Genomic DNA, 24,614 nt, shown 5'->3' on the forward strand with positions numbered 1-24,614 from the left:
TCAGCCCCGTTCGGGGGGAGGCTCGCCCGCCTGGGAACGAACCGGCTCCGCCCGGTGGGCGAGCACGAGGTCGAGCAGCCGGTCGGCGATGCCGCGTTTCGAGCCGGCCGCCGCGCCGACCACCTCGCCGGCGCCGTCGATCACGACGACCTCGTTGTCCGGCGTGCCGAAGCCGTCGGTCCACCCCACGCGGTTGAGCACGAGGAGGTCGGCGCCCTTGCGCGCGACCTTGGTCCGGCCGAGGGCCAGGAGCTCCTCGCGGTCGGCGGCGGTCTCCGCGGCGAACCCGACGACCAGGCGTCCCGGCACCCGGGCGGCGGCGAGTCCGGCGAGCACGTCGGGGTTGCGGACGAGTCGCAGGGTGAGCTCGTCGCCGGTGTCGTCCTTCTTGATCTTCCGATCGGCGATCTCGGCGGCGCGGTAGTCGGCCACGGCGGCCGCCATGACCACGAGCGTCGCGTCGGCCGCCGCGTCCTCCACGGCGACCGCGAGTTCCGCTGCGGTGCCGACCGGGACGACCCGCAGACCGTCGACCGCAGCCGCTTCGGCCGCGACGTCGGCGTCCAGGTGCGCCGCGACGAGCACCACGTCCGCCCCGCGCTCGGCGGCGGCCTGCGCGATGGCCAGCCCCTGCCGACCGCTCGACCGGTTCCCGAGGAACCGCACCGGGTCGAGCGGCTCACGAGTGCCACCGGCCGAGACGACGACGCGCTCACCCCGCAGGTCGTCCGGGTGCGCGTCCGCTCCAGGTGTGCGTCCGGCGAGCAGCGCCAAGCCGGCGGCCACGATGTCGTCGGGCTCGCTCATGCGTCCCGGCCCCGTGTCGCCGCCCGTCAGCGCGCCGTGCGCCGGCCCGATGACGGCCACCCCGCGCGATCGCAGGAGGGCGACGTTCGCGGTCGTCGCCGGGTGCTGCCACATCTCGGTGTGCATCGCCGGCGCCAGCAGGACCGGCGCCCGGCTGGCCAGGATGGTGGTGCCGAGGAGGTCGTCGGAGAGTCCCGCCGCGAGTTTCGCGAGGGTGTTGGCCGTCGTCGGTGCGACGACGATGAGATCCGCGCGCTGCCCGAGGGCGACGTGCCGGACTTCGGCGACGCCGTCGTACAGCGAGGTCGTGACGGGGTTCCGGCTGATCGCCTCGAGCGTCGGCAGGCCGACGAACCGGAGGGCGCTCTCGGTGGGCACCACGTGGACGTCGAAGCCCGCGAGGACGAACCCGCGGACGACACCGACCGCCTTGTACGCGGCGATCCCGCCCGTGATCCCGACGACGACCGTGCGCCCTGCCGACTTCCGCGATGCATCCTGCACGCCCATGCCGCCTCCTCGCTTCCGGCGCTCCCGCGCCGGGTCCTCGTCTAGTCTGTCCTAGTCCGGCCGGCCCGAGGAGGAACCAGCGTGTGCACCGTCATCATCGACTTCGAGCCGGGGCGCGCGTGGCCGATCGCCGTCCTCGGGCTGCGAGACGAGCAGCCGGGGCGTGCCTGGGATCCACCCGGCGCGTGGTGGCCCGGACTCGGTGACGGCGTCCGCGGCATCCACGACCGCGAAGCGGGCGGCGCGTGGCTGGCGACGAACGACGGCGCCTCAGGCGGCCCCCGGGCGGCGGTGGTCCTCAACCGACGCGAGGACCTCGACACGCCCGCCGCCGGGTGGACCTCGCGGGGCGTCCTCCCCCTGCAAGCCGTCACGACCGGCGTCGACGCGGACGACGCCCGCAGTGCCCGGTCCTGGAACCTCGTGGAGCTGCGTCCTGACCGCGTCACCGTGACGAGCTGGGACGGCGCCTCGCTCCGGTCGATCGACGTCGCACCCGGTCTCCACCTCGTGACGCACGAAGGCCCGGACCACCTCGACGTCCCCCGGGTCCACCGGTGGCGGCCGGCCTTCCTCGAGGCCCCGTCGCCCATCGGGCCGCTGGACGGTGCGACGGCCGCGTCCTGGGAGCCGTGGTTGCGCACGTTGCGCTCCACGACGAGCGTCCCCGCCGACGCCGACGAGGCGATCGTCCGCATCGACGACCACGACGGTCTGCGCCTCGCCTCGCTCTCGGTGACCGCGCTCTCGCTCGGCCCCGACGGCGCGATGCTCCGGAACGCCCGACTCGCCGAGCCCGGCCGTCTGCCGGAGGCGCTCGTCTGGGAGTGAACCGGACGGTGACGGTCAGCACCCTCCGGGAGCCACAGGACCCGGATCGGACTGCGACCCGTGTGGAGGGCGCCCTGGCGCGCTCGATACTGTTGCAACATGGCCCTGAACCCCGTGCGACTGCGACTGCTCGAGGCGTTCGACCGCCTCGGTACGATCCGCGCCGTCGGCCGTGAGCTCGACCTCAGCCCCTCGACCGTCTCGCAGCAGCTCTCCGTCCTCGAGGCCGAGACCGGCGCCGCGCTCCTGGAACGACGTGGCCGGACGCTCACCCTGACGCCGACCGGTGCGCTGCTCGTCGAGCGCGCTCGGGCCCTGCTCGCGCAGATGGACGCCATCGAGGTCGAGCTGGCCGAGGTCGAGTCCGAGCCGTCCGGTCGGTTCCGCATCGCCGGGTTCGCGAGCGTCATCGCCCCCATCCTCATCCCCGCAGCCCGCTCCCTCGCGCGGCAGTACCCGCGCCTCGAGGTCGAACTCATCGAGGTCGAACCGCACGAGAGCACCACGGCGGTCCAGCGGGGAACCTGCGACGTCGTGATCACCGTCGATCAGGAGGACGGGTTCCTCCTCGACCCCTCGGTGCACAGCGTGCCGCTCACCACCGACCCCCTCCTGCTCATCGCGCCGCTCGACCACCGACTGGCAGCACAGGAGCAGGTCACGTTCAGCGAGCTGCAGAGGGAGTCGTGGGCCCTCGACGCCCCGGGCACCTACCTCGGCGAACTCGTCCCGCTGATCTGTCGTCGCGCGGGGTTCGAGCCGAAGGTGGCGGGACGGTTCACGAGCTACGAGGTCGTCATCGACCACGTGGCGGCCGGGCTGTCGATCGCCGTCCTTCCGGACATCGCGATCGGCTCGCGGACGGACGTCGTGCGGAAACCCATCGCCGGGATGAGCGAACGGAAGATCGTCGCGACGGCGAGGAAGGGCTCACTGCAGCGTTCGGCCGTCGCGGCAGCGCTCGCGGCGGTACAGCGTGCCACGGACGAGGCCGTCGCCCGCTGAGCCGCGGCGGAACCGGCCGAGCCTCCTCCGGGGAGGATCAGCCGTGGTAGCCGGACTTGGCCATGGCGACGAGCGCTCCGACCAGGCCGATGCCGCCGAAGACGGTGATGAAGGCGATCACGCCGATGAGGATGTCGTTGACGGTCATACACCCATCGTACTGAACCCGACGGGCCCCACGACTAGGGTTGGTCCGTCCCCCGACACCACCCGGAGCAGCACCATGATCACCTCATCGAGCGAGTCCCAGGCTGCCGCCTTCCGCGACGGCCGGATCCCTGCGACGGAGCACCTCGACGCCGACACGGTCGTCATCGCCGTCCCGACCGGCGACCCCGGCAATCCGTTCACCCTCTGCTCGGTGCTCTTCGGCACCGACGGTCGTGCGATCGTCGTCGACCCCGGGACCGACACCCCCGAGGGCCGCGAACACCTGCTGCAGGAGCTCCGCGGCATCGGGGTGACGACGCTCACGGGCGTCGTCGTGACCCACCTGCACCCCGATCATCTGGGCCTCGCCGGCACCCTCCGCGACGAGCTCGCCGCTCCGGTCCTCATGCACCGCCTCGAGGACGAGGCGGCCGGCTCCACGCCGCCGGGCCCGGCCGATCTCGCCGCAGCATTGGACGAGTGGGGCGTCCCGGCCGACGACACGACCGTGCGCCCCTGGGCCACCGGTGCGACGGCACCCGCCGGGCACCTCGGCGACACCCGCGCGGACCGGACGCTCGAGGACGGCGAGCTGCTGACGCTCCCCGGTCGCTCGATCAGGGTCCTGCACACACCCGGCCACACGACGGGCCACCTCACCCTCCGCGATGAGGACCGCGGCTACCTCTTCACGGGCGACCACGTGCTGCCGACGATCTTCTCCGGCCTCGGCCTCGGGGCGCGCACCTCGGAGAACCCGGTGACGGCCTACCTGTCGTCGCTCGACCGCGTCCGCGGCTACGACGGCGATCAGGTGGTCCCCGGACACGGCTTCCGGTTCACGGGACTCGCGGACCGCTGCGACGAGCTGGCCGCGCACCATCTGCGGCGAGCCGACGAGGTGCGCGCCGTCCTGGCTGACGACCCCGACGCGAGCGTGTGGACCATCGCCTCCCGCATCGGCTGGTCGGCCGGATGGGACGCACTGACCGGTCTCCTGCGCGTCTCGGCCCTCACGCAGACCGACTGGCACCGGGCGCGCCTTCAGCAGCTCGCCGGCTGACCGTCCGCGCTACCGGCTGAGGCCGACCCACCCGGCTCGACGACGCGCCAGCGCCCGTTCGAAGGCGTAGAGCCCACCGCCGGCCGCCACTCCGGCGGCGAGCACCGCGAACGCGACGACCCCGATCGTCGAGGCGAGTCCGATGGGTGCGGCGATGAGGCCGCCGACGATCAGGACGAGGAAGGCCGCACCACCACCGGCGATCCAGGCCCGGTGGACCGGGCCCCGCTCGCCCCAGTGGTCGAGGATGCCGAGCGCCAGCAGCGCGCCGACCGCCCCGACGGCGGCGAGCATCCCACCGACGAGTCCGCCGACGAGGACGGCGATCCCACCGAGATCGGCCGGATGCATCGAGACGGTCCCGACCGCCCCGAAGAGCTCCGCACCGGCCGCGAGGGCCGCACCGGCGACCGCACCGACGCTGACGGCGAGGCCGAACAGCGGGACGACACGGAGGAGGGACCAACCCGGGTCCGCTGCTTCATCGAACACGTCCATGGCTTCGACCGCCTCCTGCGCGCCTCGTCGTCGACAGCGCTTGGCGCTCAGCGTGGCATGCGGGTGCAGGGTGCTCCAGGGCGTTGCGCGCGACGGAGGAGCGGGTGTAGGGCGGCGGCGTCTTCTACCAGCCGCGCGTGCCCGGGGCGCCCTTGAACGGCCCGACGATCCCCGGCGTGATCCATCCGCCGTAGAAGTCACCCTCCTGCGCCTGCACCGGCACCCCGTCGACCTCGCAGGCGTCCATGCGTCCCGGATAGACGGCGATCATGCCGAACAGCGGCGCGTATCCCGGGCGTGGATCGGGGTAGGTCCACGCCGCGGCACCGGCGACCTCGTCGCCCACCCGCACGTCGAGGTAGTGGGCCTCGCCCTTGAACTCGCACATGGTCGTCCCGTCGACCGGCACCAGGACACCGGGCGAGAAGTCTGAGGCCGGCACGTAGTACACCGGCGGGTGGCTCGTCTCCAGGACCCGGACCGCGGCCGTCGACTCCGCGATGACCGTGCCGCCGAACCGGATCACGACGCGCTCATCGCGCGGCTCGACCCGCGGCGGACGCGGGTACTCCCAGACGGACTCCTCACCGGGTCCGGGCTGGACGGGCAGGGGGCGGCGGAATCGCGAGGAGTCGGGCATCTGCCCATGCTGCCCGGTCCACCTGAGCGACGACCGCGAATCAGTCGGGCCGGCCCGCTGGCCGGAGCGCCAGCCAGAGCAACCAGGTGCCGGCAGCGGCGTAGCCGACCAACAGCAGCACGACAGCCGTCGACCCGAGGTCGTAGACGACGGGGATCACCGGGGAGCCACCGACGCCGGCATCCGTCGACTTCCAGTTCGCACTCAGGAGGGCCAGGACGAGCAGTACCGCGGCGCTCGCGAGGACTGGTCCGCCGGTGGCCCAGACCTTCTGCCTGGTGGTCCAGGCGCGCGACCGCCACAGCATGACCATGCCGGCCACCCAACCGACGAACGGCACGACGAGCCCGCCGAGCATCACGAACAGGGCCGCCGTGATCGCGAACCCGCGGCGTTCGAGGACCTGCTCCGCGAACGGCCGGTCGTCCTCGGGTGGGCGGGCACCCTCCTCGGCATCACGTCCGATCATGCGCTCCTCCTCGTCGACGTCGCGCGGACGTGCATCCGTTCACCCTGCTTGCCGAACAGGCTGAGGAACTCCACCCCTGCGGCCTCGGCCCGGCCGAACCAGTGCGGGACGCGGGTGTCGAACTCGGCGACCTCACCCGCGGTGAGAACGATGTCCTGGTCGCCGAGGAGGAGCCGCAACCGGCCGTTGAGGACGTAGAGCCACTCGTAGCCCTCGTGGACCTTCTGCGTCTCAGGCGTCTGCGGGCCGTCGCCGCCGTGGATGATGCTCTTGAACGCGTGGAGGCCGCCGGATCGACGCGTCAGCGGCACGATCGTCTGGCCGTGCCGCTGGACGGGCTTCAGATGGACGCGGGGATCACCCGTCTGCGGAGCACCGACGAGGTCGTCCAGGGGCACCTGGTGCGCCTTGGCGAGCGGGAGGAGCAGCTCGAGGTTCGGTCGGCGCTGGCCGGACTCGAGCCGGGAGAGGGTGGAGACCGAGATACCCGTCTCCGCCGACAATGCGGCGAGGGTGGTGCCGCGATGCTGCCGGATGGCTCGCAGCCTCGGCCCGACGGCATCCAGGACGCCGTCGATGGACCGTTGCTCGTCGTGTGCATGCGCCATGGGTCGATTCTCGCGCGCACGTTGCCGTTTCAGCAAGGGTTCTTGCCAGTTCGGCACCGCTCGGCGCACCCTGGACACCTCCCAGCACGCCGAACGAACGGAACGATCCATGAGCACTCCCGTCACCGCAGCAACCACCACCGACCTCGTCGACGCCGTCATCGTCGGCGGGGGCGCAGCCGGGCTCAGTGCAGCCATCATGCTCGGACGATCACGACGGTCCGTGATCGTCGTCGACGGCGGCGAACCCCGGAACGCACCCGCCGACGGCGTCCACGGTTTCCTGACCCGAGAGGGCACCCCGCCTCGCGAGGTCCTCCGCCTCGGCCGCGCGGAGGTGGCGTCGTACGGCGTCCGCGTCGTCGACGGTCAGGTCGTCGATGCCGGGCGCGACGATGACGGGTTCACCCTGACGACGGCGGACGGCGTGATCGTCCGAGGCCGCCGCCTCCTCATCGCCACCGGCACCGCCGACGAGCTCCCGCCCATCCCCGGCCTCTGGGAGCGGTTCGGCCGCGACGCCCTCCACTGCCCCTACTGCCACGGCTGGGAGGTCCAGGACCGCGTGATCGGTGTCCTCGGCACGAACGCGGAGGCCGCAGCCCACCAGGCGCAGCTGTTCCGGCAGCTGAGCGACCGGGTCGTCGTGCTCCGTAACACCGCGGGCACCTTCACGGTGGAGCAGGAGGCGGCGTTCGCGGCGCGGGGCATCGAGGTGGTCGACGGCGTCGTGGAGCGGCTCGAGATCGCCGACGACCGGCTCGTCGGCGTGCGCCTGGACGACGGCCGCACCGTCCCCGTCGAGGCGCTGGCCGTCGCCCCGGTCAACCGGGTGCGCGCCGAGGCGTTCACCGGTCTCGGGCTCCACACGCGACCGCACCCCCGCGGAGCCGAGTTCGGCGACGCGATCGGCGTCGACGAGCTGGGTGCCACCTCGGTGCCGGGCGTCTGGGCGGCCGGCGACGTCACGAACCTACGTACGCAGGTCCTCCAGGCGGCGGCGGCCGGATCGATGGCCGGCGCGATCATGAACGCCGACCTCGTCCAGGAGGACGTGCGGCGCGCCCTCGCGAAGCGGTAGAACCACCACTGTCGCGCGAGACGCCGACATGGGACGATGACGGCACGGGGGCGACGGCTCCCGTGCCGTGTCCGTTCCGACGAGGAGAGACATGCCGGGTGCACCCACCACGATCGACGACTACCTCGCCGCGCAACCCGCCGACGCCGCGGACGCCATCGAGGAGATCCGACTCCGCGTCCACCGCATCGTGCCTGGAGTCACCGAGGCCATCCGGTACGGCATGCCGACGTTCATGCTCGACGACCGCTACCTGCTGTACCTCGGCGCCTGGAAACACCACATCGCCCTCTACTCGATCCCCCCGTTCGACGGCCCCCTCCAGAACGCCGTCGCCGACTACCGGGCGGCGAAGGACACCCTGCAGTTCCCGTTCAGCCGGCCGATCCCCTTCGACCTCATCGACCGGATCGTCACGGAGCTGTTGGAGCGGCGCCGGGCGGCCGACGCACGCCACGAGCACGAGGGCGGCGCTGGGAAGTCACGGCAGTATGGCGCCGGCACCCTGGGCCAGCCAGAGCCCGACGGTGGCGAGGGCCACCGTCAGCGGGGCGACCACGAATCCGAGCGCGATGAACCGACCCCAACCGAACTCGACGTCCGCCGCGGTGAGCCGCGCATGCCAGAGCAGGGTCGCGAGCGCGGCCCACGGGGTGATGAGCGCGCCCGCGTTCACGCCGACGAGCAGGGCGGCGAACCGCACGGGGTCGCCGGCCACCGGCTCCAGGGCGAGGTACGCCGGGAGGTTGTCGACGAGGTTGGCACTCGCCATCCCGACGCCAGCCAGCTGCAGGAGCGCCAGGAGCGAGTCGCCGGTCCCCGCGATGGACGCGAGCGCCCGCGCGAGCCCGAGGGCGTGAGCCGCCTCCACCACGAGGAACAGTCCTGAGGCGAGCAGGACGAGCTGCCACGGGATGAGCGCCGGACGCAACGCCGCCGGACGCCGGATGAGGAACACGACGACGAGGATCACCGCCGCACCGACCGCCGACATCCACACCGGGATACCCGACACCAGCAGTGGCAGGAGCACCAGCACCACGAGCCCGGACGTCCACAGCAGCACCCGGTCGTCGTCCTGCGCCTCCACGTCCACCGTGTAGGCACCGGCGAGCTGGCGGCGGTACACGATCGCGAGGACCACGCACGGGACCACGACCGCGATGATCGCGGGGACGACCATGAGCGCTGCGAAACCACCGGGACCGAGCGGGCCGCCGCCCGACGCCGTGGCGGCCTCGTCGATCGCGTGCTCCGCGAGGAGGTTGGTGAGGTTCGACACCGGCAGCAGCAACGACGCCGTGCACGCCAGCCAGACGGTGGTCAGGGCGAACGGCACCGGCGACAGCCCCGCGTGCCGCGCGAGCGTGATGACGACCGGCGTCAGGAGGACGGCCGTGGTGTCGAGCGAGAGGAAGACGGTGCTGAGCGTGGCCAGCGCGACGACGAACAACCAGAGCAACCAGGTGCTCCCCCTGCCCCAGCGCACGAGCCGGGAGGCGACGAGCGTGAACAGGCCGGCGTCGGCAGCGAGTTCGGCGACGACGGTGATCGCGACGACGAACAGGAGGATCGGCCAGACGCGGTCGGCGATGCCGAGGGCCTCCGGGGCGGGGAGGACGCCGGTGAGGACCGCGATCGTCCCGATGACGAGCAGCACGACGCCGAGCACGGCACTGCGCACGAGGCCTCCTTCACCACCGGTCCGTCGGTGCGCTGTCGCCCGCTCGGCAGTCGATCATACGACGGCTCGCCGACCGCGTGCCCCTGCGCTCGTCGACGGGTGTCAGGCCCGCACCCAGCGCCCGATCAGTTCGAGCAGGGCGGGTTCGGCGGCGGCCGCCGCATCGATGGTCGAGAAGGTGACGACACCGCGGTCCGGCGCAGCCCACACCACGAGACCGGAGGGGTCGTCGAACCGGAAGGCGTCGGCGTCGTCGCGCTGATGCACGCCCCGGTGCAGGATGATCCGGATACGGTTCGCCGGATGGAGCGCGAAGGTGACGCGGTCCTCGCCGTCGTAGACGAAGCTCGGCGCCTTCCACTTCAGATGCTCCGAGAACCCCGTGTCCGAGTCCATGATCGCCTCGCGCAGACGGACGACCGCCGGCTTCAGCTGGTGCGTGAGGGACGCGAGGTAGGCGTCGACCTCGGCGGAGCTCATGGGATCAACCCGTCGGGCGACCGACGTAGGGTGCGACGTCGCCGGATCCCCAGATGCCGCCGACACGGGTACCGGCCCGCTCGTTGGCCGCCTCGACGATCTGGCCGTTCCCGAGGTAGATGGCGACGTGGTAGTAGTCGTAGCCGCTCGACCAGAAGATGAGGTCGCCACGCTGCTTCTGGCTGTAGGGCACGAGGCGTCCCTGCGACTGCATCGTGTAGTACTGGTTCGTCGCCGAATGCGTCCCGATGCCGCTGCCGTAGGCCGCGCGGGTAAGCCCCGAGCAGTCCCAGACGTTCGGGCCGGAACCGCCGAGCTGGTAGCCCTTGCCGACCTGGGCGAGCGCGAAGGCGATCGCCGACTCGACGCCGGCGGAGTTCGGAGGTGCGACCGAGCCGCCGCCACCGCCACCGCCGCTGGACGCACCGCCGCCGCCGCTCGATCCGCCGCCGCCGGATGAACCGCCGCCCGAGGCGGGAGGGGTGTTGGCCGCGGCGGCAGCCGCAGCGGCTGCCGCCGCCTCCGCCGCCTGACGAGCGGACTCGCCGGCCGCGTACCCGCGCTCGGTCTCGGCGGTGGTGTTCTTCAGGGAGGCGAGCTGCGCGTAGAGCTGGTCGGCCTGCTGCTCCTGGGCCGCCACGGCTGCGGATGCCGCCGCCGAGGCGCTCTCCGCCTCGTCGTACTTCGTCTGCGCTTCGCCCTCGAGGCGTTCGCGTTCGGTCTTCGCGACCTCCGCCTGGTCGGTCAGCCCGCTCGCCGCGTTGCGGTCGGTCACCGCCTCGGCGTAGCTCGCGGCGTTCCGCTCGCCCAGCTTGTCCATGACGGACAGTCGGGACAACAGGTCGTCGGACTTCCCCGCGCCGAGGACGAGGTCGAGCGAGACGTCGCCGCCGCCGCCGCGCGACAGCTGCGCGATGAGCGCACCGGCGCGCTGCTTCGAGACCTTGGCAGCGGCCGCAGCGGCTTCGGCCTGCTCGCGCAGGGCCGACTCGCGGGCGGTCGCCTCGGTCACGGCGTCCTGCGCCTGACGATAGGCCTCGGCGGCGATCTGCGCCGTGCGGAACGCGGCGTCGGACTGCTCCTGTAGCGAGGTGATGAGTGCGGTGATGTTCGTGATCTCGGCGGCCTTCGCTGACTCACTCGACTTGGCCGCTTCGACGTCGGCCCAGCTCGGGTAGTCGTCCGCATGGGCCGGTAGTGCACCGACGGTGAGTGACGCGGTGACGACGCCGACGGAGAGGGCCATCGCCAGCCAGGGACGGCGGCGGCCGTACTGCGCACCGGGCGTTCGTGCGGGGGTCATCATTCTCCAGTCCGACGACACGATCACGGCGACCTCGGCGGCTCGCGGCCGTCATCCTGTCACAACAGTCACAATAGAAACTTTGATCACACTAGCCACTCTCGTCCCGGAGCACCAGCTCGAATCCCCCCGGACGGGGTACGGCCGTGCCTGGGTGTGCCTCTGAGCGGACACCCGAAGGGCAGCCCCGACCGGACACCCGCATCACGCAGGTTCCCCGTGGGCACTTCGACAAGCTCAGCGACCGGGGTGGGCGCGTCGGGCCACAGGTCAGGCGGGTTCGACGTCCTCGGGCGACCAACGGGCGGACTCGCCCGAACGGATGATCGCGAGCAGCTGGGACCGCAACGCCGACTCGTCGGGGAGTTCCGGGAAGACGTCGGCCTCCAGCCGGTGTGCGGCGAGCCAGGCCTCATCACCCGCAGTCGTCCGGCTCACCACGTGACGGCGACGGTCGTCGACCGCGGCGATGCGCTCGATGTGGCCGGCCCGCTCCAGTCGGTCGAGCGTGCGCGACATGGTCTGGTTCTGCACGCGGGCCCGTCGGGCGAGCTCCTTCTGACTGGCGGGCCCACTGTCGAGCAGGTGCAGCACGATGAGCCCGGCGTGGGTCACCCCGATGCCGTCGAGGGCCTGCTGCCAGGTGTGCTCGATCAGTCGCGACGCCGTGGAGAGGAGGCGCCCGGTCGGCCAATCGGCCATGGGATCGCGGGCGGCGTCGGCGATCGCGCCATCGGTCGCGCGCGCTCCATCCATGGCACCAATGTAGTCGCTGAGCATGCGGCCGAGCCGCCACCCATCACCGGCGTGACGTGGGCGGACCGTGCTGTCCCCCACCGGGCAGCGGCGAGAGCGACCGACGAGGTCCGTCGTCGTTTCGGCCGATGACGACGGAATCGCGCGTCGGAGACCCCTGACACCCCCAGCATTGGGGGCGGTGACCCCCCTGGAGTGGGGGATCCGCCGATGACCCCCGCTTTCTACAGTTGAGGGATATCCAAGGGGGACGCTCATCTCGACCGGGTTCACCGGTCGATCGTGGGTACACGAGTGACGTCGCGTTCTCCGCGGGCGGCCCGAACCGCCCATGTGCACCGCACACCAGAATCGCACCCGAATCCCACCATCGGACAACACCCCATGACGACGTACCCGAACCGCCGTCGGTCCTTCCGACAGGCCGCTCCGCACGCGCGGACCGAGGCCTTCACCGCGCTCCTCCCCGAGGGGCCGGTGCACGCGTGAGCGCGGAGATCAACGACAACCCCTTCCCGTTGAGCGCTCCGATCGCGAGCCCGATCGGCCTCCGACGCCGTCGCGCCGCAGCGGCCGGCGCGGAGTCCTCCACCGCCGCGGTGAAGTCCCTGACCCAGCGCGAGTGGTCGCGGCGCTACCGTCGCTGGCTCATCCTCACCGACAGCGTCATCGCACTCTTCGCCGTCTCCGCCGCGTTCGTCGTGCGATTCGGCGACGACCCGGTCGGCCCCGAGGCCCAGCAGCTCTATGTCCTGCTGTCGGGCGTCATCGTGTTCGTCTGGCTCGCCTTCCTCGGCTTCACCAGGACCCGGGACAGCCGCATCATCGGTTCCGGTGTCGCCGAGTACAAGCGCGTCGTCAACGCCAGCGCGTTCGCCTTCGGCATCCTCGCCATCGTCTTCCTGATCCTGAAGATCGACATCGCCCGGGGCTACTTCATCCTCGCGCTCCCCGCGGGGACACTCGCGCTCCTCGCTTCCCGCTGGATGTGGCGCAGATGGCTCCTCAGCCGTCGTCGCGTCGGCGAGTACACCGCACGGACGGTCGTCGTCGGCCGGCGTGACGACGTCGCGTACGTCCTCGAACAGGTCGCCAAGCAGCACAGCATGAGCTACACCGTCGTCGGTGCGGCCGTGGTCGACCAGGAGACGGCAGAGCCGTTCTCGAGCAGGGGAACCTCCGTCCCGGTCATCGCGCACATCGACGGCGTCGCCCAGGCCGCCGCGAACCTCACCGCCGACGCGGTCATCATCGCCGGCCCCGTCGACGGCGGCAGCGACTACGTCCGCCGACTCGGGTGGGACCTCGAGGGCACGGCGACCGAGCTCGTGCTCGCGGCCCGACTCACCGACGTGGCCGGGCCCCGCATCCACTTCCGCCCGGTGGAGGAGCTACCGCTCATCCACGTGGAGATCCCGCAGTTCGAGGGCGGTCACCACATCATGAAGCGCGCACTCGACATCGGGCTCACGAGCCTCGGGATCCTCCTCATCTCGCCAGTGCTGGCGCTCGTCGCCCTCGCCGTCAGGCTCGACAGCCCGGGCCCGGTCCTCTTCCGGCAGGAACGCGTCGGCAGGAACGGTGAGCGCTTCACGATGTTCAAATTCCGGTCCATGGTCACCGACGCCGAAGCCGTCCTCCCCGCCCTCATGGCGCAGAGTGAGGGCAACGGCGTGCTCTTCAAGATGAAGAACGACCCGCGCGTCACCCGCGTCGGTCGCATCCTGCGCAAGTACTCCCTCGACGAGTTGCCACAGCTGTGGAACATCCTCACCGGCGACATGAGTCTCGTCGGGCCCCGGCCGCCGCTCGCGAGCGAGGTCGCCGAGTACGAGAAGGACGTCCACCGGCGTCTGCACATCAAGCCGGGCCTCACGGGCATGTGGCAGGTCTCAGGACGTTCCGACCTGACGTGGGAGGAGAGCGTCCGCCTGGACCTCTACTACGTCGAGAACTGGTCCATCACGGGCGACCTGATGATCATGTGGCAGACCGTCAAGGTCGTGCTTAAACCGGTCGGCGCGTACTGATGTCAGGACTTCTGTCGGTGATGCCCCCAAAGCGAGGGGTGTCCTGCGAAAAGAGGACAAATCCCCTTCCAGAGGGGGCAACACTTCGATACAGTCGTCACCATCACCGCCCGCAGTCGCACGGCGAGTCACCCGAAAACGGCTCGATCGCACAGCTGCTCACTGGCAAGACCCGCACACCCGAACCCGCCCGCGACGCACTGCAGCGACGACTTACCCGAGTCGTCGACGCATCACGTCCGGCACCGTGCGCGCCTCGCCACGATCCCCGCGTCCCGGTACCCGACCGGTCGCGGAACACCCGAACCCGGGCGCGCCTTCGTCGCCCGACCGCTCACGACCGCTCACCCGAATCAGCGATCGCCTGCAGCGCCCACATGAGAACACAAGGACCGGCATGACCCGAACTGCCCCCATGACTCAGCCCACGGAAGACCCCGACGTCGCCGAGCGGTACTCCGACATCGTCGCCCGTCTCGCCGGTGCACAGAAGAAGCGGACGCGAGGCGCTCCGGCGTACTCGATCTACGTCAACCGCAAGGCGGGTCGCTACCTCGCCGCGGCGGCGTACCAGCTCGGTCTCACGCCGAACATGGTCACCGTGATCAGCGCGGTCTTCACGTTCAGCGGCATCGTCATGCTCGCGACCCTGCCCCCGAGCATCGGTCTCGGTGTCGGCGTGTGGCTCTGTCTCGCGATCGGGTACGCCTTCGACTCGGCCGACGGCCAGGTCGCGCGACTCCGCGGCGGTGGGTCACCGTCCGGTGAGTGGCTCGACCACGTCATCGACGCGACCAAGATCTCCTCCCTGCACCTCGCCGTCCTCATCAGCGCGTTCCGGTTCTTCGAGCTGCCGACGCCAGCGCTGCTGCTCGTCCCCATCGGCTACTGCGTCGTGGCGGCCGTCGCGTTCTTCGCGATCATCCTCAACGAGCAGCTCAAGCGGGTCTACGGTGCCGATCCGGCTCCGGAGAACGGCCACAGCACCGTCCTGCGCTCGCTGCTCGTCATCCCGACCGACTACGGCTTCCTCTGCCTGGTCTTCGTCCTCCTCGGTGCCCCGCAGGTGTTCTTCGCCGCCTACACCCTCATGTTCCTCGCCAACGGCGGTCACCTGCTGCTCGCCTCGGTCAAGTGGTTCCGTGACATGGAACGGCTCGGCTCCGTCGTGACCGCATCCGGCGGGCAGCCCGTCGCACTCGGCCGGTGACCGCCATCGACGCATCGGAGACCACCCTGGACGCTCACGAGCTCGCCGGCGCCTCGGCCACCGACGCCGGGCGAACGGTCCTCATCGCGAATCCATCGGGTGACGTTTACGGGTCCGACCTGCAGATGCTCGAAAGCATCACCGCCTTCGTCGAGCGCGGGTACCGGGTGATCGTCGCCCTCCCCGCCGACGGCAAGCTGGTCCCGAGGCTGCTCGGCCGCGGCGCGGAGGTCCGGTTCGTCCCCTTCCCCGTCCTGCGTCGGGCCAACGCCTCGCTGGGCGGCATCGCCTCGCTCGCGATGGACGGTCTGCGATCCGTCCGCTTCCTGCGCAAGGTCATCGAGGAGATCGCCCCGACCGCGGTCTACGTCAACACCGTGACACTTCCGTGGTGGATCCTCGCCGCGCGCCTGACACGCACACCGGTCGTCTGCCACGTGCACGAGGCGGAGACCGCGGACGGCAGACTGGTCCGCTTCGCCCTGAACTCGCCCCTGATCCTCGCCGACGCGCTCATCGTCATCAGCCGTGCAGCGGTCGAGGCGACCACCACGGCCGCTCCAGGACTCGCCGGGAAGGTCCGGCTCGTCTTCAACGGCGTCGCAGGCCCGGATGTCGATCCTCTGCCGGCGCCGATCGGTTCCGAGCCGCATCGACTCGCGATCGTGGCCAGGCTCTCCCCGCGGAAGGGGCCCGACATCGCGCTCGACGCGGTCGGGATCCTGCGCCGCGCCGGACGCGACGTGCGGATCGAGATCGCGGGTACGCCGTTCGAGGGGTACGAGTGGTTCGAGCAGCAGCTCCGGGACCGTGCCGACCGACCGGACCTCCGGGGCGCGGTCACCTTCTCTGGCTACGTCTCGCCGATCTGGCCGGCGCTGGAGCGCGCGCACCTCGTCGTCGCCCCCTCGCTCCGGGAACCCTTCGGCAACGCCGTGGTCGAGGCCCAGCTGGCGCTGCGACCCGTCGTCGCATCAGCAGCGCTCGGTCACCTGGAGAGCATCGAGGACGGCGCGACCGGCCTGCTCGTGCCGGCGGGTGACGCCGAGGCCATGGCCGCAGCGGTCGCCGAGCTCCTCGACGATCCGGACCGGAGCGCACGGATCGCCGACCGGGCCCGCCGCTCGGCGCAGGAGCGCTTCTCCCCGGAGCGCTATCGATCAGAGATCATCCAGGTGATCGAGTCCGTCCGTCGCGTCCGCGTCTGACGGCGAGGTCCCCGACGGGCAACGCACCGACCACACGAGGAACGGCCCCTGGCATGCCAGGGGCCGTTCCTCGTGTCAGCCGGACTCGTGCCGGATCACACCCCGAAGAACTCGTCGACCAGGCGTCGCGTGCTCTGGATGTTCTGCCGGCTCGAGGCGCCGAACACCATCGACTCGATGTTCGGCTGCTCGGAGAGCCATTCGATCGCCTCGCGCGGCGGGATCGCACCGGACGCGTAGACGGACATCGCGACGGCACGGAACCGGCGGCCCTCGAGCACCCGCTGGTAGCCCTCGATCCCTCCCGACATGCGGAAGCCGATCTTGTTGATGTTCGAGCACACGATCGGGTTGTCGAGGCCGGCCTCGTCCAAGGCGTCGAGCAGCAGGGGCAGGTTCATCGTGATGAACCCGGGCTGCGCGTGGTACTTCGTGCGCACGTGGTGGTCGAAGATGGCGAACGCGTCCTTGAACCCGAGACCGAGCAGGAGGTCGACGACGACGTTCTGCAGCCAGATCACCGGCGTCTCGACGCCTCGGAACATCGCCATCTCGGCGTCGATGAGCAGCGTGATGATGCCCTCGACGTCCTTCGTGGCGAACGCCTTGCCGCCACGCAGGGCGGCGTTCATCAGGCCCTCCTCAGGCAGGAAGCGCTTGAGCGCACCGAGCATGCCGTTCTCCGTGACGGCGTCCGCGTACTTGTGCGCGTACGGCATGCACGGTTGGAACGTGAAGTCGGCGTACCGCGTCGGGTCGAGCCGTACCCGCTCCGCGACCTCGGCGATCCGGTCGTGTGTGGTGCACATGAACGAGGTGATGCCCTCGTCGTACGCGACGTCGAGCACGTCCATGATCGCGCCGGTGTCCTGGAAGCGCATGGCCTGGGCGCGCGCCTTCTCCTCCGACATGTGGTTGACGCCGAAGAACTGGTTGTCTCCGAACAGGAGCCGGGGAAGCTTCGGGGCAGCTGTCGCGGCCGCGCCGGTCTGGGTCTCTACGCTCGTCGCCATGGGAGGAGGCCTTTCTTCTTCGCGACGGGAGCGGGTGCGGCCGTCGCGGCTCGGGTGGACGGGCCTGCCGCCGCGTCGATGGTGAGGAGTTCGAGGACGTGGTCGGTGGCGGCCGCGCTGGTGAAGGAGTTCGTCCCCAGCACGGCGCCCTCGACGACCCGGGTGACGAAGTGGTCCAGCTGTGCGCTGTACTCCTCGCCCCGCAGGTAGTACCAGACCTCGTCGGTGAGCTCGGTGGTGTACTTGACGTTCCAGCCGGTCTCGTAGCCCTCGATCTCGGGCGCGGTGTCGCGCAGGTAGACCTGGCATTCCTGGCGGTCGGCGTGGATCCGACCGGCGGTCCCGGTGATGGTGATCTGCGTGGTCATCTTGCGGTAGGACTCGTCCGACCAGTTGACGGAGAGCTGCGCGCTGACGCCGGCGTCGAAGAAGAGGGTCGAGAAGACCTCGTCCTCGGTGTGCTCGGAGAACACGCTGCCGAGGACCGTGCCCCCGACGCCGATCGGCTCGCCGGCGTACCAGGTGAGGAGGTCGACGGGGTGGGCGGCATAGTCGTAGAGGCAGCCACCGCCCTCGTTGCGGTTGCTCCGCCAGGTCGAGCCGCGCGACTTCAGCACGACGGGACCGTAGGCCTCCGCCTGGATGTGCGTGACGCGACCGATGGCACCGAGGTCGAGCAGACGCTTGACCTCGCGGAACGCACCCACGAAGCGGTTGTGGTACCCGACCTGGGTCACGACGCCGCGACGCTCGGCGAGCGCCGCGAGCTCGTCGGAGTCGGCCGCGCTCAGGCTGAGCGGCTTCTCGCAGAAGATGTGGAGACCGCGCTCGAGCACCGACTTCACCATGGGTGCGTGGAACTTCGTCGGGGTCGCGATGATGACCGCGTCGAGCTCGACCGCGGCCAGCATCTCGTCCACCGAGGTGAAGGTCTTGAGGCCGGTGTACTTGCCGAGGACGTCGAGGATGTAGCCGGTCGAGTCGACGACCGCGTCGACGCTCACCCACGGGTGGGCCTTGATCATGGCGAGGTGGGAGAGGCCCATCTTGCCGAGCCCGATCACACCGACCCGCACGCGGGCCGTCTCGATGGGCACTTCCGCGGCCGGGGCGTTCGTTTCAGACACGTGCGACACGTGCACCTCCAAGATAGGTCTGCAGGACGGTTTCGTATTGGCCGGCGACGTGCTCCCAGGTGAACTCCTCGGCGTGCCGCGCGGACGCGGCGGAGGACAGGGCGGCACGGCGGGCGGGGTTCTGGAGCAGCTCGCCGATCCGTGCGGCGGCGTCACGGGCGGTGGTGAAGTAGAGGGCGCCGTCGCCGGCGACCCATCGGTTGTACGGGTTGTCGTGGGCGATCACGGCGTTCCCGGCGGCCATCGCCTCGACGAGCGAGGGGTTCGTGCCGCCCACGGTGTGCCCGTGGAGGTAGCCGAGCGCGTGGAATCGGAGGGCGGCGAGCTCGTCGGGGTCGTAGACCGACCCGACGAACGCGACCTCGTCGCTCGCGGCGTCGAGGACGGCGCGGTGGTACGGGTCCGTCTCCGGGGTGTAGGTGCCGAAGACGGCGAGGGTGACGCCACGCCGTTCGGCCGAGAACGCCTGCACGAGCTCCAGGATCGTGTTCTCCGGGATCGGGCGGCAGATCAGCGTCAGGTACTCCCCCGGCGTCAGCCCGTGGGCCGTCAGCGGTGCGACGGGTGCCGAGTCGACACGGTGTGCGCCGTAGGTGATCGTCGTGAGCTTCGACCGCTTCGCCTTCTTCGCGAGGTAGGTCTCGATCTCGGGGTGGTCGGCGATGAGCGTGTTCCCGACCCAGCACGCGATGCGTTCGTTCACGTAGAGGATCGCCTGCTTCATGAACCCCCAGCGCGCCCGTGACCATTCGATGCCGTCCATGTTGATGACGTTCGGGATGCCTTTGAGACGCTGCAGGACGTTGAAGACGGCGGTGTTGTAGCCGAACGTGAGGCAGACGTCGTCGAACCGCGAGGCGTGTCCGATCGACTTCAGGTCGAACAGCGAGGTGCCCTTCCACCCGTCCGGACCGACGGGGATCGTCACGCGTTCGATGCCGCGCCAGTCGTCCTCGACGATCGGCCCGTCGCCGTCGGACTGGCAGTACACGATGACGCGCCAGCCCTGATCCCGGAGGAAGACGGCGATGTTCTCGGCTGCCGTCTCGAACCCTCCGTAGGCCGCCGGGATCCCGTGCGTGCCGAGGATCCGAACCGTCGGCTGCCCCTGACGCCGTGCAGCGTTGTCCCCCATCGAGCTTCTCCTCATCGCTCCAGGCGCCGTTCGGGCGACGCGGACACGGAGCGTGTCTCGGCTGGAATGCTGAAGAGCCTACCGCCCAACATTCGTCGGAAAACGGGAAAATCGCGCCCTGCGTACCCCCAAAGACAGGGGTAGTGATGACCCTCGAACCGCTACCGCGCGAGGGCTTCCACAGCGGCGCCGAACCGCTCGACCGAGCGCTGGACGGACCGCAGGGTCGCCCGGTGCGCCCGCTTGCCGAGGTTGTGTCCGTCGGCGATGTCGAGCGGGTCGACGTCGCTCCCGAGTCGCGCGAACAGCCCGGTGCGCTCCGGCTTCGGAGCAGGAGCGAGACCTCGACGGGCGTTGAGCAGGGCCGCCAGGTCGGACAGACGCTGATCGGCCGTCGTGCCGGCACCGGGTCGCCAGGTGGCGATCGCCTGGTCGGGCGCTTCGGCGAGCGCTGCCGCCTCGCGGAGGGTGAAGACCTTTGAACGGGCCTCGGGAGAGAGTTTGGCGAGGGCGGAGCGCTCGGCGCGGCTCGCGGTCAGCACGAGCCCCGCACCACCGATCATCGACTTGGTGACGCGGCGTGCACGATGAGCTGACGCCTTCGGCCCCTCCGCCGGCAGGCCGAGGATCGCGGCCGCGTCAGCGCACATCTCGTGCCCGCGACTGACCTCGATGCCGGCGCTCGAGCAGACGAGGCGGTCGAAGCCGGGAATGGTCGAGAACCGGGCTTGGAGGAGCTGTTCCGCGAGCGGGGAGCGACAGACGTTGGCACTGCACACTACGAGGATCCGCGCCATGACGTCCTTCGGTTTTCGCTCGGGGGAAGAATTCCGACAATCGTAGCGTGAGCGCCACACCCCCTTGACCGACACCGAAGGAGACCGCCCTGAACCCCGTCGAACGGGGGTCATCCGCGGGGGTTGACACCCTCGGACTGGGGGTCATCAAACGGCCCGTACCCCCCTGAGTGGGGGCGTCTTTCCCCTGATAAACCGGGAAATCGTCGGTACGCTGAGGTGTTGGGTGTCAACAAACCAGGGGGAGTCAGATGGATCTCGGCGACTACATCGCAACGCTGCGCAAGCAGTGGATCGTCATCGTGGTGCTCGCACTCGTCGGCGCGACCGGAGCCTACGTCTTCGCACAGACGATGGCACCGCAGTACCGTTCCACGACGAGCGTGTTCGTGACCACCGAGGCCGGCAACTCCACGACCGAACTGGTCCAGGGATCCACCTACGTGCAGAACCTCGTGCAGTCCTACGCCGTCCTCGCGTCCTCCCCGATCGTGCTCGAGCCGGTCATCAACGAGCTCGGTCTCGACATGAGCGTCCAGGACCTCGCGGAAGCGGTCACCGCCGACGCGCCCCTCAACACGGTGATCGTCGAGATCTCCGCAGTGTCGACGAGCGCCGAGCAGGCGCAGAGCATCGCCGCCGCCGTGGCGAACTCCCTGTCCTCCGCGGTGGACGGCATCTCCCCGAGGGACGATCAGGACCGCCCGGCCGTCCAGCTCACGATCATCGCGCCGGCCAAGCTCCCCATCTTCGCCTTCGCGCCCAACACCAAACTCCTCGTCGCCGGAGGCGGACTCGGCGGCCTGCTCATCGGCGTCCTGTACGCGTTCGGCCGGGAGCTCCTCGACACGAGGATCCGGTCGCTGCGCGAGCTGCAGCAGGTCTCCGACACCCCCGTCCTCACCACGGTCTCCCGCACACGGAAGGGCGAGCTGCCGACGCAGGCCATGATGCGGAACCCGAACGGCATGATCGCCGAGGGCTTCCGGAGCCTCGCGACGAACCTCAGTTTCGCCGACGTCGACGAACGGATCACCTCCGTCATCGTCACCTCAGCACTCCCCGGTGAGGGCAAGAGCACCGTCGCGCTCGGTCTCGCCCTCGCGATGACCGAACGCGCGCCGCGCGTCCTCCTCATCGACGCGGACCTCCGCCGCCCCTCGATCGCCGGCTACACCCAGATCGAAGGCGAGGTCGGCTTGACCAGTGTCCTCGTGGGCGACATCACCCTCGACGAGGCCGTGCAGTCCTGGGGTCGCGGCAACCTCGACGTCCTCGCCTCCGGCGGGGTGCCGCCGAACCCGAGCCAGCTCCTCGCCTCCGACGCGATGCGCCAGCTGGTGGACCGCGCCAAGGAGTCGTACGACTTCGTCATCATCGACACCGCGCCGATCATCCCGGTCACCGACCCGCTCTGGCTCACGCACATGACCGACGGTGCGATCGTCGTCTCCCGCTACAAGTCGACCCGCCGCCAGCAGCTCCACCGCGCGCTCGAGACCCTCGACGGCGCGAACGCCCGCACGATCGGGCTGGTCCTCAACGGCCTCAAGCAGGACGAGACGAGTTCCTACTACCGCTACAACTCGTACCGCTCGGCTCCGGACACCGTCCCACTCGGCCCACCCGCTGCGGGAGGGGCCACCCCCGCCGCGAACGACGCGGCGCGCACGCCGTCCATGGCCGGCCGCTGAGCCGCTGCCCGACGACGCGCCCGAAGGGACCGAGGAACGATGCCAACACCCGCTCGCCTGAGCCACCGCCGCGCCAGGCTGTACGAGGTCGTCCGCACCGCGCACCTCGAACGGGCCCGTGAACTGGCGCCTGCGAGCATCGTCTACCGTCGCCGCCGCTACGACTTCGACCCGAGCGTCGCCCCGGGCGTCGAGCTCGTCCAGGCCGAGCCGATGGCCGCAGCACGGCTGCTCATACGCTCCGGCGTGACCGCGCTCGAGGTCAACGAGCCGCTCCAACTGTCCACCGCCATCGCCACCCTGAGCACCCTGATCGCCCTCGACCTGCGCGCACGCCTCCGTGGAACACGGCCGCTCGTGGTGACGTACGCCATCGAGAACCTCGACCCGATGTCCGCCCGCCCCGCCCGCCTCCGATCGCGCGTCAAACTCCGGGCGCAGCGTTGGGCCGCCGGTCGGGTGTGGCGTCGTCTCGACCGGATCGTCTACGGGACGACCGGTGCCCGCGATCTGCACGCCCGGGTCCTGCCGGCGCGACGCGACCTCGAGTCCACGGTCATCGAAGCCCTGCCCGCGCCCATGCCCGAGCGGAGCGACATCGTCCGGAACCCCCTGCAGGTCGTCTTCCTCGGAGCCCTCGTCGAGCGGAAGGGCTTCCCCCTGCTCGTCGAAGCCTGGTCGACCGTCCTGCAGCGCGAACCGCGCGCCTCCCTCGTCATCCTCGGCTCCGGCGAGCTCGAGCCCGCAGCGACCGCGCTCAGCGACCGCCACCCGTCCGTCACCTTCCACCGCGACCCGGCACGCTCCGTGATCTTCGACACCCTCGCCGCGAGCCGCACACTCGTCCTGCCCTCTCAGCCACGTCCGGACTGGCGCGAGCAGGTCGGCCTGCCGATCGTCGAGGGCCTCGCCGCCGGCTGCCTCGTGGTGACCACGACCGAGACCGGCGTCGCGGGCTGGCTGGACGAGCACGGCCACCGGGTCATCGAGCCGGGGGACGACGCGGTGGCGCTCGCCGAAGCCCTGCTCGCGACGCTCGCCAGCACCCGGACCCCGGAGAACGTGCTCGCGGACCTTCCCGCCCGTGACGGCCGTCTCGCCGCCGACACCTGGCTGTTCCGTGACGCCGGCGGTGATCGCTGATGGCGCGCGGCAGGGGCGGCATCTGGGCCTCCGTCAGCCAGACGGCCGTCGCGAAGATCTTCGTGATGGGGCTCTCCGGCGTCCTCGGCATCTTCACGAGCCGGATGATCATCGAACACTTCGGCTCCGGCGCCTACGCCCAGTACGGGCTGCTGACGAGCCTGCCGGCCCTGCTGCCGTTCGCCGACCTCGGCATCGCCGCCGTCGTCATCAACGCCATCGCCGGATCCGACGACCCGAAGCGCGACCTGCAGGTGCGGCGTTCGATCGTGACGGCGTTCCGGATCCTCACCGTGTCGGGCGCGGTCATCATGCTCGTCGCCATCCTCATCACCGTCCTCGACCTGTGGCCGGCGATCCTCGGCAACGGCCTCGCACCCGACGGCGGCAGCGTCGCGGCGTTCCTCTGCCTCGCGACGTTCGGACTCGTCCTGCCGATGACCGTCGGTCAACGCATCCTCATCGGAGTCGGCAAGACGAGCACCCAGGTCGCGACGCAGGCGATCGCCGCTCCGGCGATCTTCCTCGGCGTGTGGCTCTTCGTCGTCACCGGGTTCGACGGCGGCTCCTTCGTCGCCGTCCTCTCCTACGCGGCGAGCGGCGTCGTCGCCGCCGTCTGCCTGGTGCTCGCCGCGCGCTCGATCAGGCCGCAGGTCTGGCAGGCGATGAAGGAGGTGCCCAAGCTCCGCAGCGCTCCGGGCGTCCCCGCGTTCGCCCTCGCCTGGCCGATGGTCGTCCAGATGATCGCCTTGCCCATCGCCATGCAGACCGACCGCTTGCTGCTCAGCCACCTGACGACCGGACCGGAACTCGCCCAGTACAACCTCGCGACCCAGCTGTTCGGGCTCGTCATCCAGACGATCGGTGCGGCCGGGCTGGCCCTGTGGCCGATCTATGCCAAGGCGCGGTCCGCGAAGCGCGTCGAGTCGCCGCTCGTCCCGACGCTGTGGTTCCTCGGCGGCGGGCTCGCCCTCGCGGTCGTCCTCGCGGCGATCTCCCCGTGGATCGCCGGGTTCGTCTCCGACGGCGAGATCACCCTCGGTTGGCCGATCCTCGTCTCCTACGTCGTGTTCGTCGCCCTCCAGGCCGCGAAGTACCCGGTCGGGATGTACATGACGGACGCGAAGGGGCTCCAGTTCCAGGTCCTCCCCATCCTGTTCATGGTGCCGCTCAACCTCGGCCTCTCCTGGGTGCTCATCCCCGTCCTCGGGGCCGCAGGTCCCATCGTCGGATCCGCGGTCGCGGTCGCGATCTGCCAGGTCGTCCCGAACCTCTGGTACGTCCAGCGCGACCTCGCGAAGCGACGCCGGCTCGCGACGGAAGCGGAGCCCGTCGATGTCGCTCGCTGACCCGAAGACGACGG

At 70.6% G+C, this 24,614-nt stretch carries 23 protein-coding genes and 1 pseudogene; 11 read left to right on the top strand and 13 right to left on the bottom strand.

Annotated features, from left to right (window positions below):
• The gene (gene coaBC / locus RWN05_RS13310; protein ID WP_314139837.1) at positions 1 to 1,317 is read right to left on the bottom strand and encodes a bifunctional phosphopantothenoylcysteine decarboxylase/phosphopantothenate--cysteine ligase CoaBC; all 1,317 of its coding nucleotides are present in this window, start codon (positions 1,315 to 1,317) and stop codon (positions 1 to 3) included.
• 81 nt (positions 1,318 to 1,398) lie between these two features.
• Between coaBC and RWN05_RS13315 the strand changes: the two genes are divergently transcribed.
• The 3 genes from RWN05_RS13315 (at position 1,399) to RWN05_RS13325 (ending at position 4,366) form a co-directional block, all read left to right on the top strand.
• Entirely contained in the window at positions 1,399 to 2,148 is a 750-nt protein-coding gene (locus RWN05_RS13315; RefSeq protein WP_314139839.1) for an NRDE family protein, read from the top strand.
• 99 nt (positions 2,149 to 2,247) lie between these two features.
• Positions 2,248 to 3,153, top strand: a complete 906-nt coding sequence (locus tag RWN05_RS13320; protein WP_071259707.1) for a LysR family transcriptional regulator — start codon at positions 2,248 to 2,250, stop codon at positions 3,151 to 3,153.
• 223 nt (positions 3,154 to 3,376) lie between these two features.
• Positions 3,377 to 4,366, top strand: a complete 990-nt coding sequence (locus RWN05_RS13325) for an MBL fold metallo-hydrolase (RefSeq protein WP_079001551.1) — start codon at positions 3,377 to 3,379, stop codon at positions 4,364 to 4,366.
• A 9-nt stretch (positions 4,367 to 4,375) separates the two neighbouring features.
• On the opposite strand, the gene RWN05_RS13330 is transcribed toward RWN05_RS13325, so the two are convergent.
• From RWN05_RS13330 to RWN05_RS13345, 4 genes are all read right to left on the bottom strand, one after another.
• A complete protein-coding gene (locus tag RWN05_RS13330; protein WP_314139843.1) occupies positions 4,376 to 4,864 on the bottom strand; it encodes a hypothetical protein in 489 nt (162 codons plus the stop codon).
• 124 nt (positions 4,865 to 4,988) lie between these two features.
• A complete protein-coding gene (locus tag RWN05_RS13335; protein WP_071259716.1) occupies positions 4,989 to 5,504 on the bottom strand; it encodes a DUF427 domain-containing protein in 516 nt (171 codons plus the stop codon).
• Between the two features lie 40 nt (positions 5,505 to 5,544).
• On the bottom strand, positions 5,545 to 5,973 hold the full coding sequence (locus RWN05_RS13340) for a hypothetical protein (protein WP_314139846.1): 429 nt from the start codon (positions 5,971 to 5,973) through the stop codon (positions 5,545 to 5,547).
• Positions 5,970 to 6,581, bottom strand: a complete 612-nt coding sequence (locus RWN05_RS13345; protein WP_064296059.1) for a helix-turn-helix transcriptional regulator — start codon at positions 6,579 to 6,581, stop codon at positions 5,970 to 5,972. Before RWN05_RS13345 ends, RWN05_RS13340 begins: the two co-directional genes overlap by 4 nt.
• A gap of 109 nt (positions 6,582 to 6,690) precedes the next feature.
• On the opposite strand from RWN05_RS13345, the gene RWN05_RS13350 reads away from it, so the two are divergent.
• Positions 6,691 to 7,662, top strand: a complete 972-nt coding sequence (locus RWN05_RS13350; protein ID WP_314139850.1) for an NAD(P)/FAD-dependent oxidoreductase — start codon at positions 6,691 to 6,693, stop codon at positions 7,660 to 7,662.
• 91 nt (positions 7,663 to 7,753) lie between these two features.
• A pseudogene (locus tag RWN05_RS18110) lies at positions 7,754 to 8,071 on the top strand (iron chaperone); the annotation flags it as partial.
• 72 nt (positions 8,072 to 8,143) lie between these two features.
• On the opposite strand, the gene RWN05_RS13355 reads toward RWN05_RS18110, so the two are convergent.
• From RWN05_RS13355 to RWN05_RS13370, 4 genes are all read right to left on the bottom strand, one after another.
• The gene (locus RWN05_RS13355) at positions 8,144 to 9,346 is read right to left on the bottom strand and encodes an SLC13 family permease (protein WP_314139852.1); all 1,203 of its coding nucleotides are present in this window, start codon (positions 9,344 to 9,346) and stop codon (positions 8,144 to 8,146) included.
• A gap of 102 nt (positions 9,347 to 9,448) precedes the next feature.
• The gene (locus RWN05_RS13360) at positions 9,449 to 9,826 is read right to left on the bottom strand and encodes a DUF1801 domain-containing protein (RefSeq protein ID WP_314139854.1); all 378 of its coding nucleotides are present in this window, start codon (positions 9,824 to 9,826) and stop codon (positions 9,449 to 9,451) included.
• Between the two features lie 4 nt (positions 9,827 to 9,830).
• Positions 9,831 to 11,129, bottom strand: coding sequence for a C40 family peptidase (locus tag RWN05_RS13365; RefSeq protein WP_314139855.1), 1,299 nt, complete (start codon positions 11,127 to 11,129; stop codon positions 9,831 to 9,833).
• 270 nt (positions 11,130 to 11,399) lie between these two features.
• Entirely contained in the window at positions 11,400 to 11,885 is a 486-nt protein-coding gene (locus RWN05_RS13370) for a MarR family winged helix-turn-helix transcriptional regulator (protein WP_231884389.1), read from the bottom strand.
• A gap of 485 nt (positions 11,886 to 12,370) precedes the next feature.
• Between RWN05_RS13370 and RWN05_RS13375 the strand changes: the two genes are divergently transcribed.
• From RWN05_RS13375 to RWN05_RS13385, 3 genes are all read left to right on the top strand, one after another.
• The gene (locus RWN05_RS13375) at positions 12,371 to 13,915 is read left to right on the top strand and encodes a sugar transferase (protein ID WP_314139858.1); all 1,545 of its coding nucleotides are present in this window, start codon (positions 12,371 to 12,373) and stop codon (positions 13,913 to 13,915) included.
• Between the two features lie 415 nt (positions 13,916 to 14,330).
• A complete protein-coding gene (locus RWN05_RS13380) occupies positions 14,331 to 15,125 on the top strand; it encodes a CDP-alcohol phosphatidyltransferase family protein (protein WP_079001539.1) in 795 nt (264 codons plus the stop codon).
• Positions 15,122 to 16,333: a glycosyltransferase family 4 protein gene (locus RWN05_RS13385; protein ID WP_314139861.1), complete on the top strand. Its 1,212-nt coding sequence runs from the start codon at positions 15,122 to 15,124 to the stop codon at positions 16,331 to 16,333. The genes RWN05_RS13380 and RWN05_RS13385 overlap by 4 nt, the downstream gene beginning before the upstream one ends.
• Positions 16,334 to 16,428: 95 nt before the next feature.
• Here the strand turns inward: RWN05_RS13385 and RWN05_RS13390 are convergent, their stop codons facing one another.
• From RWN05_RS13390 to RWN05_RS13405, 4 genes are all read right to left on the bottom strand, one after another.
• Positions 16,429 to 17,346: a hypothetical protein gene (locus RWN05_RS13390; RefSeq protein ID WP_285038325.1), complete on the bottom strand. Its 918-nt coding sequence runs from the start codon at positions 17,344 to 17,346 to the stop codon at positions 16,429 to 16,431.
• Positions 17,331 to 18,473, bottom strand: a complete 1,143-nt coding sequence (locus tag RWN05_RS13395; RefSeq protein ID WP_197977383.1) for a Gfo/Idh/MocA family protein — start codon at positions 18,471 to 18,473, stop codon at positions 17,331 to 17,333. The genes RWN05_RS13390 and RWN05_RS13395 overlap by 16 nt, the downstream gene beginning before the upstream one ends.
• Positions 18,466 to 19,617 carry a DUF1972 domain-containing protein gene (locus RWN05_RS13400; protein ID WP_314139864.1) on the bottom strand — a complete coding sequence of 384 codons (1,152 nt, stop codon included), beginning with the start codon at positions 19,615 to 19,617 and terminating at the stop codon, positions 18,466 to 18,468. Before RWN05_RS13400 ends, RWN05_RS13395 begins: the two co-directional genes overlap by 8 nt.
• Positions 19,618 to 19,778: 161 nt before the next feature.
• Complete coding sequence (locus RWN05_RS13405) at positions 19,779 to 20,414, bottom strand: hypothetical protein (RefSeq protein ID WP_167620436.1); 636 nt, start codon at positions 20,412 to 20,414, stop codon at positions 19,779 to 19,781.
• Between the two features lie 251 nt (positions 20,415 to 20,665).
• Here RWN05_RS13405 and RWN05_RS13410 point away from each other — a divergent pair, with 251 nt between their 5' ends.
• The 3 genes from RWN05_RS13410 to RWN05_RS13420 are packed head-to-tail and all read left to right on the top strand — an operon-like array spanning position 20,666 to position 24,600.
• Positions 20,666 to 22,108 (top strand): polysaccharide biosynthesis tyrosine autokinase, encoded by a 1,443-nt coding sequence (locus RWN05_RS13410; RefSeq protein WP_314139866.1) that lies wholly within the window; start codon positions 20,666 to 20,668, stop codon positions 22,106 to 22,108.
• Between the two features lie 39 nt (positions 22,109 to 22,147).
• Positions 22,148 to 23,251, top strand: coding sequence for a glycosyltransferase (locus RWN05_RS13415; protein ID WP_079001528.1), 1,104 nt, complete (start codon positions 22,148 to 22,150; stop codon positions 23,249 to 23,251).
• Positions 23,251 to 24,600: an oligosaccharide flippase family protein gene (locus RWN05_RS13420; RefSeq protein WP_071259741.1), complete on the top strand. Its 1,350-nt coding sequence runs from the start codon at positions 23,251 to 23,253 to the stop codon at positions 24,598 to 24,600. The genes RWN05_RS13415 and RWN05_RS13420 overlap by 1 nt, the downstream gene beginning before the upstream one ends.
• Positions 24,601 to 24,614 lie beyond the last annotated feature (14 nt).

Source organism: uncultured Plantibacter sp., assembly GCF_963518075.1.
Classification (GTDB): Bacteria; Actinomycetota; Actinomycetes; order Actinomycetales; family Microbacteriaceae; genus Plantibacter; species Plantibacter flavus_A.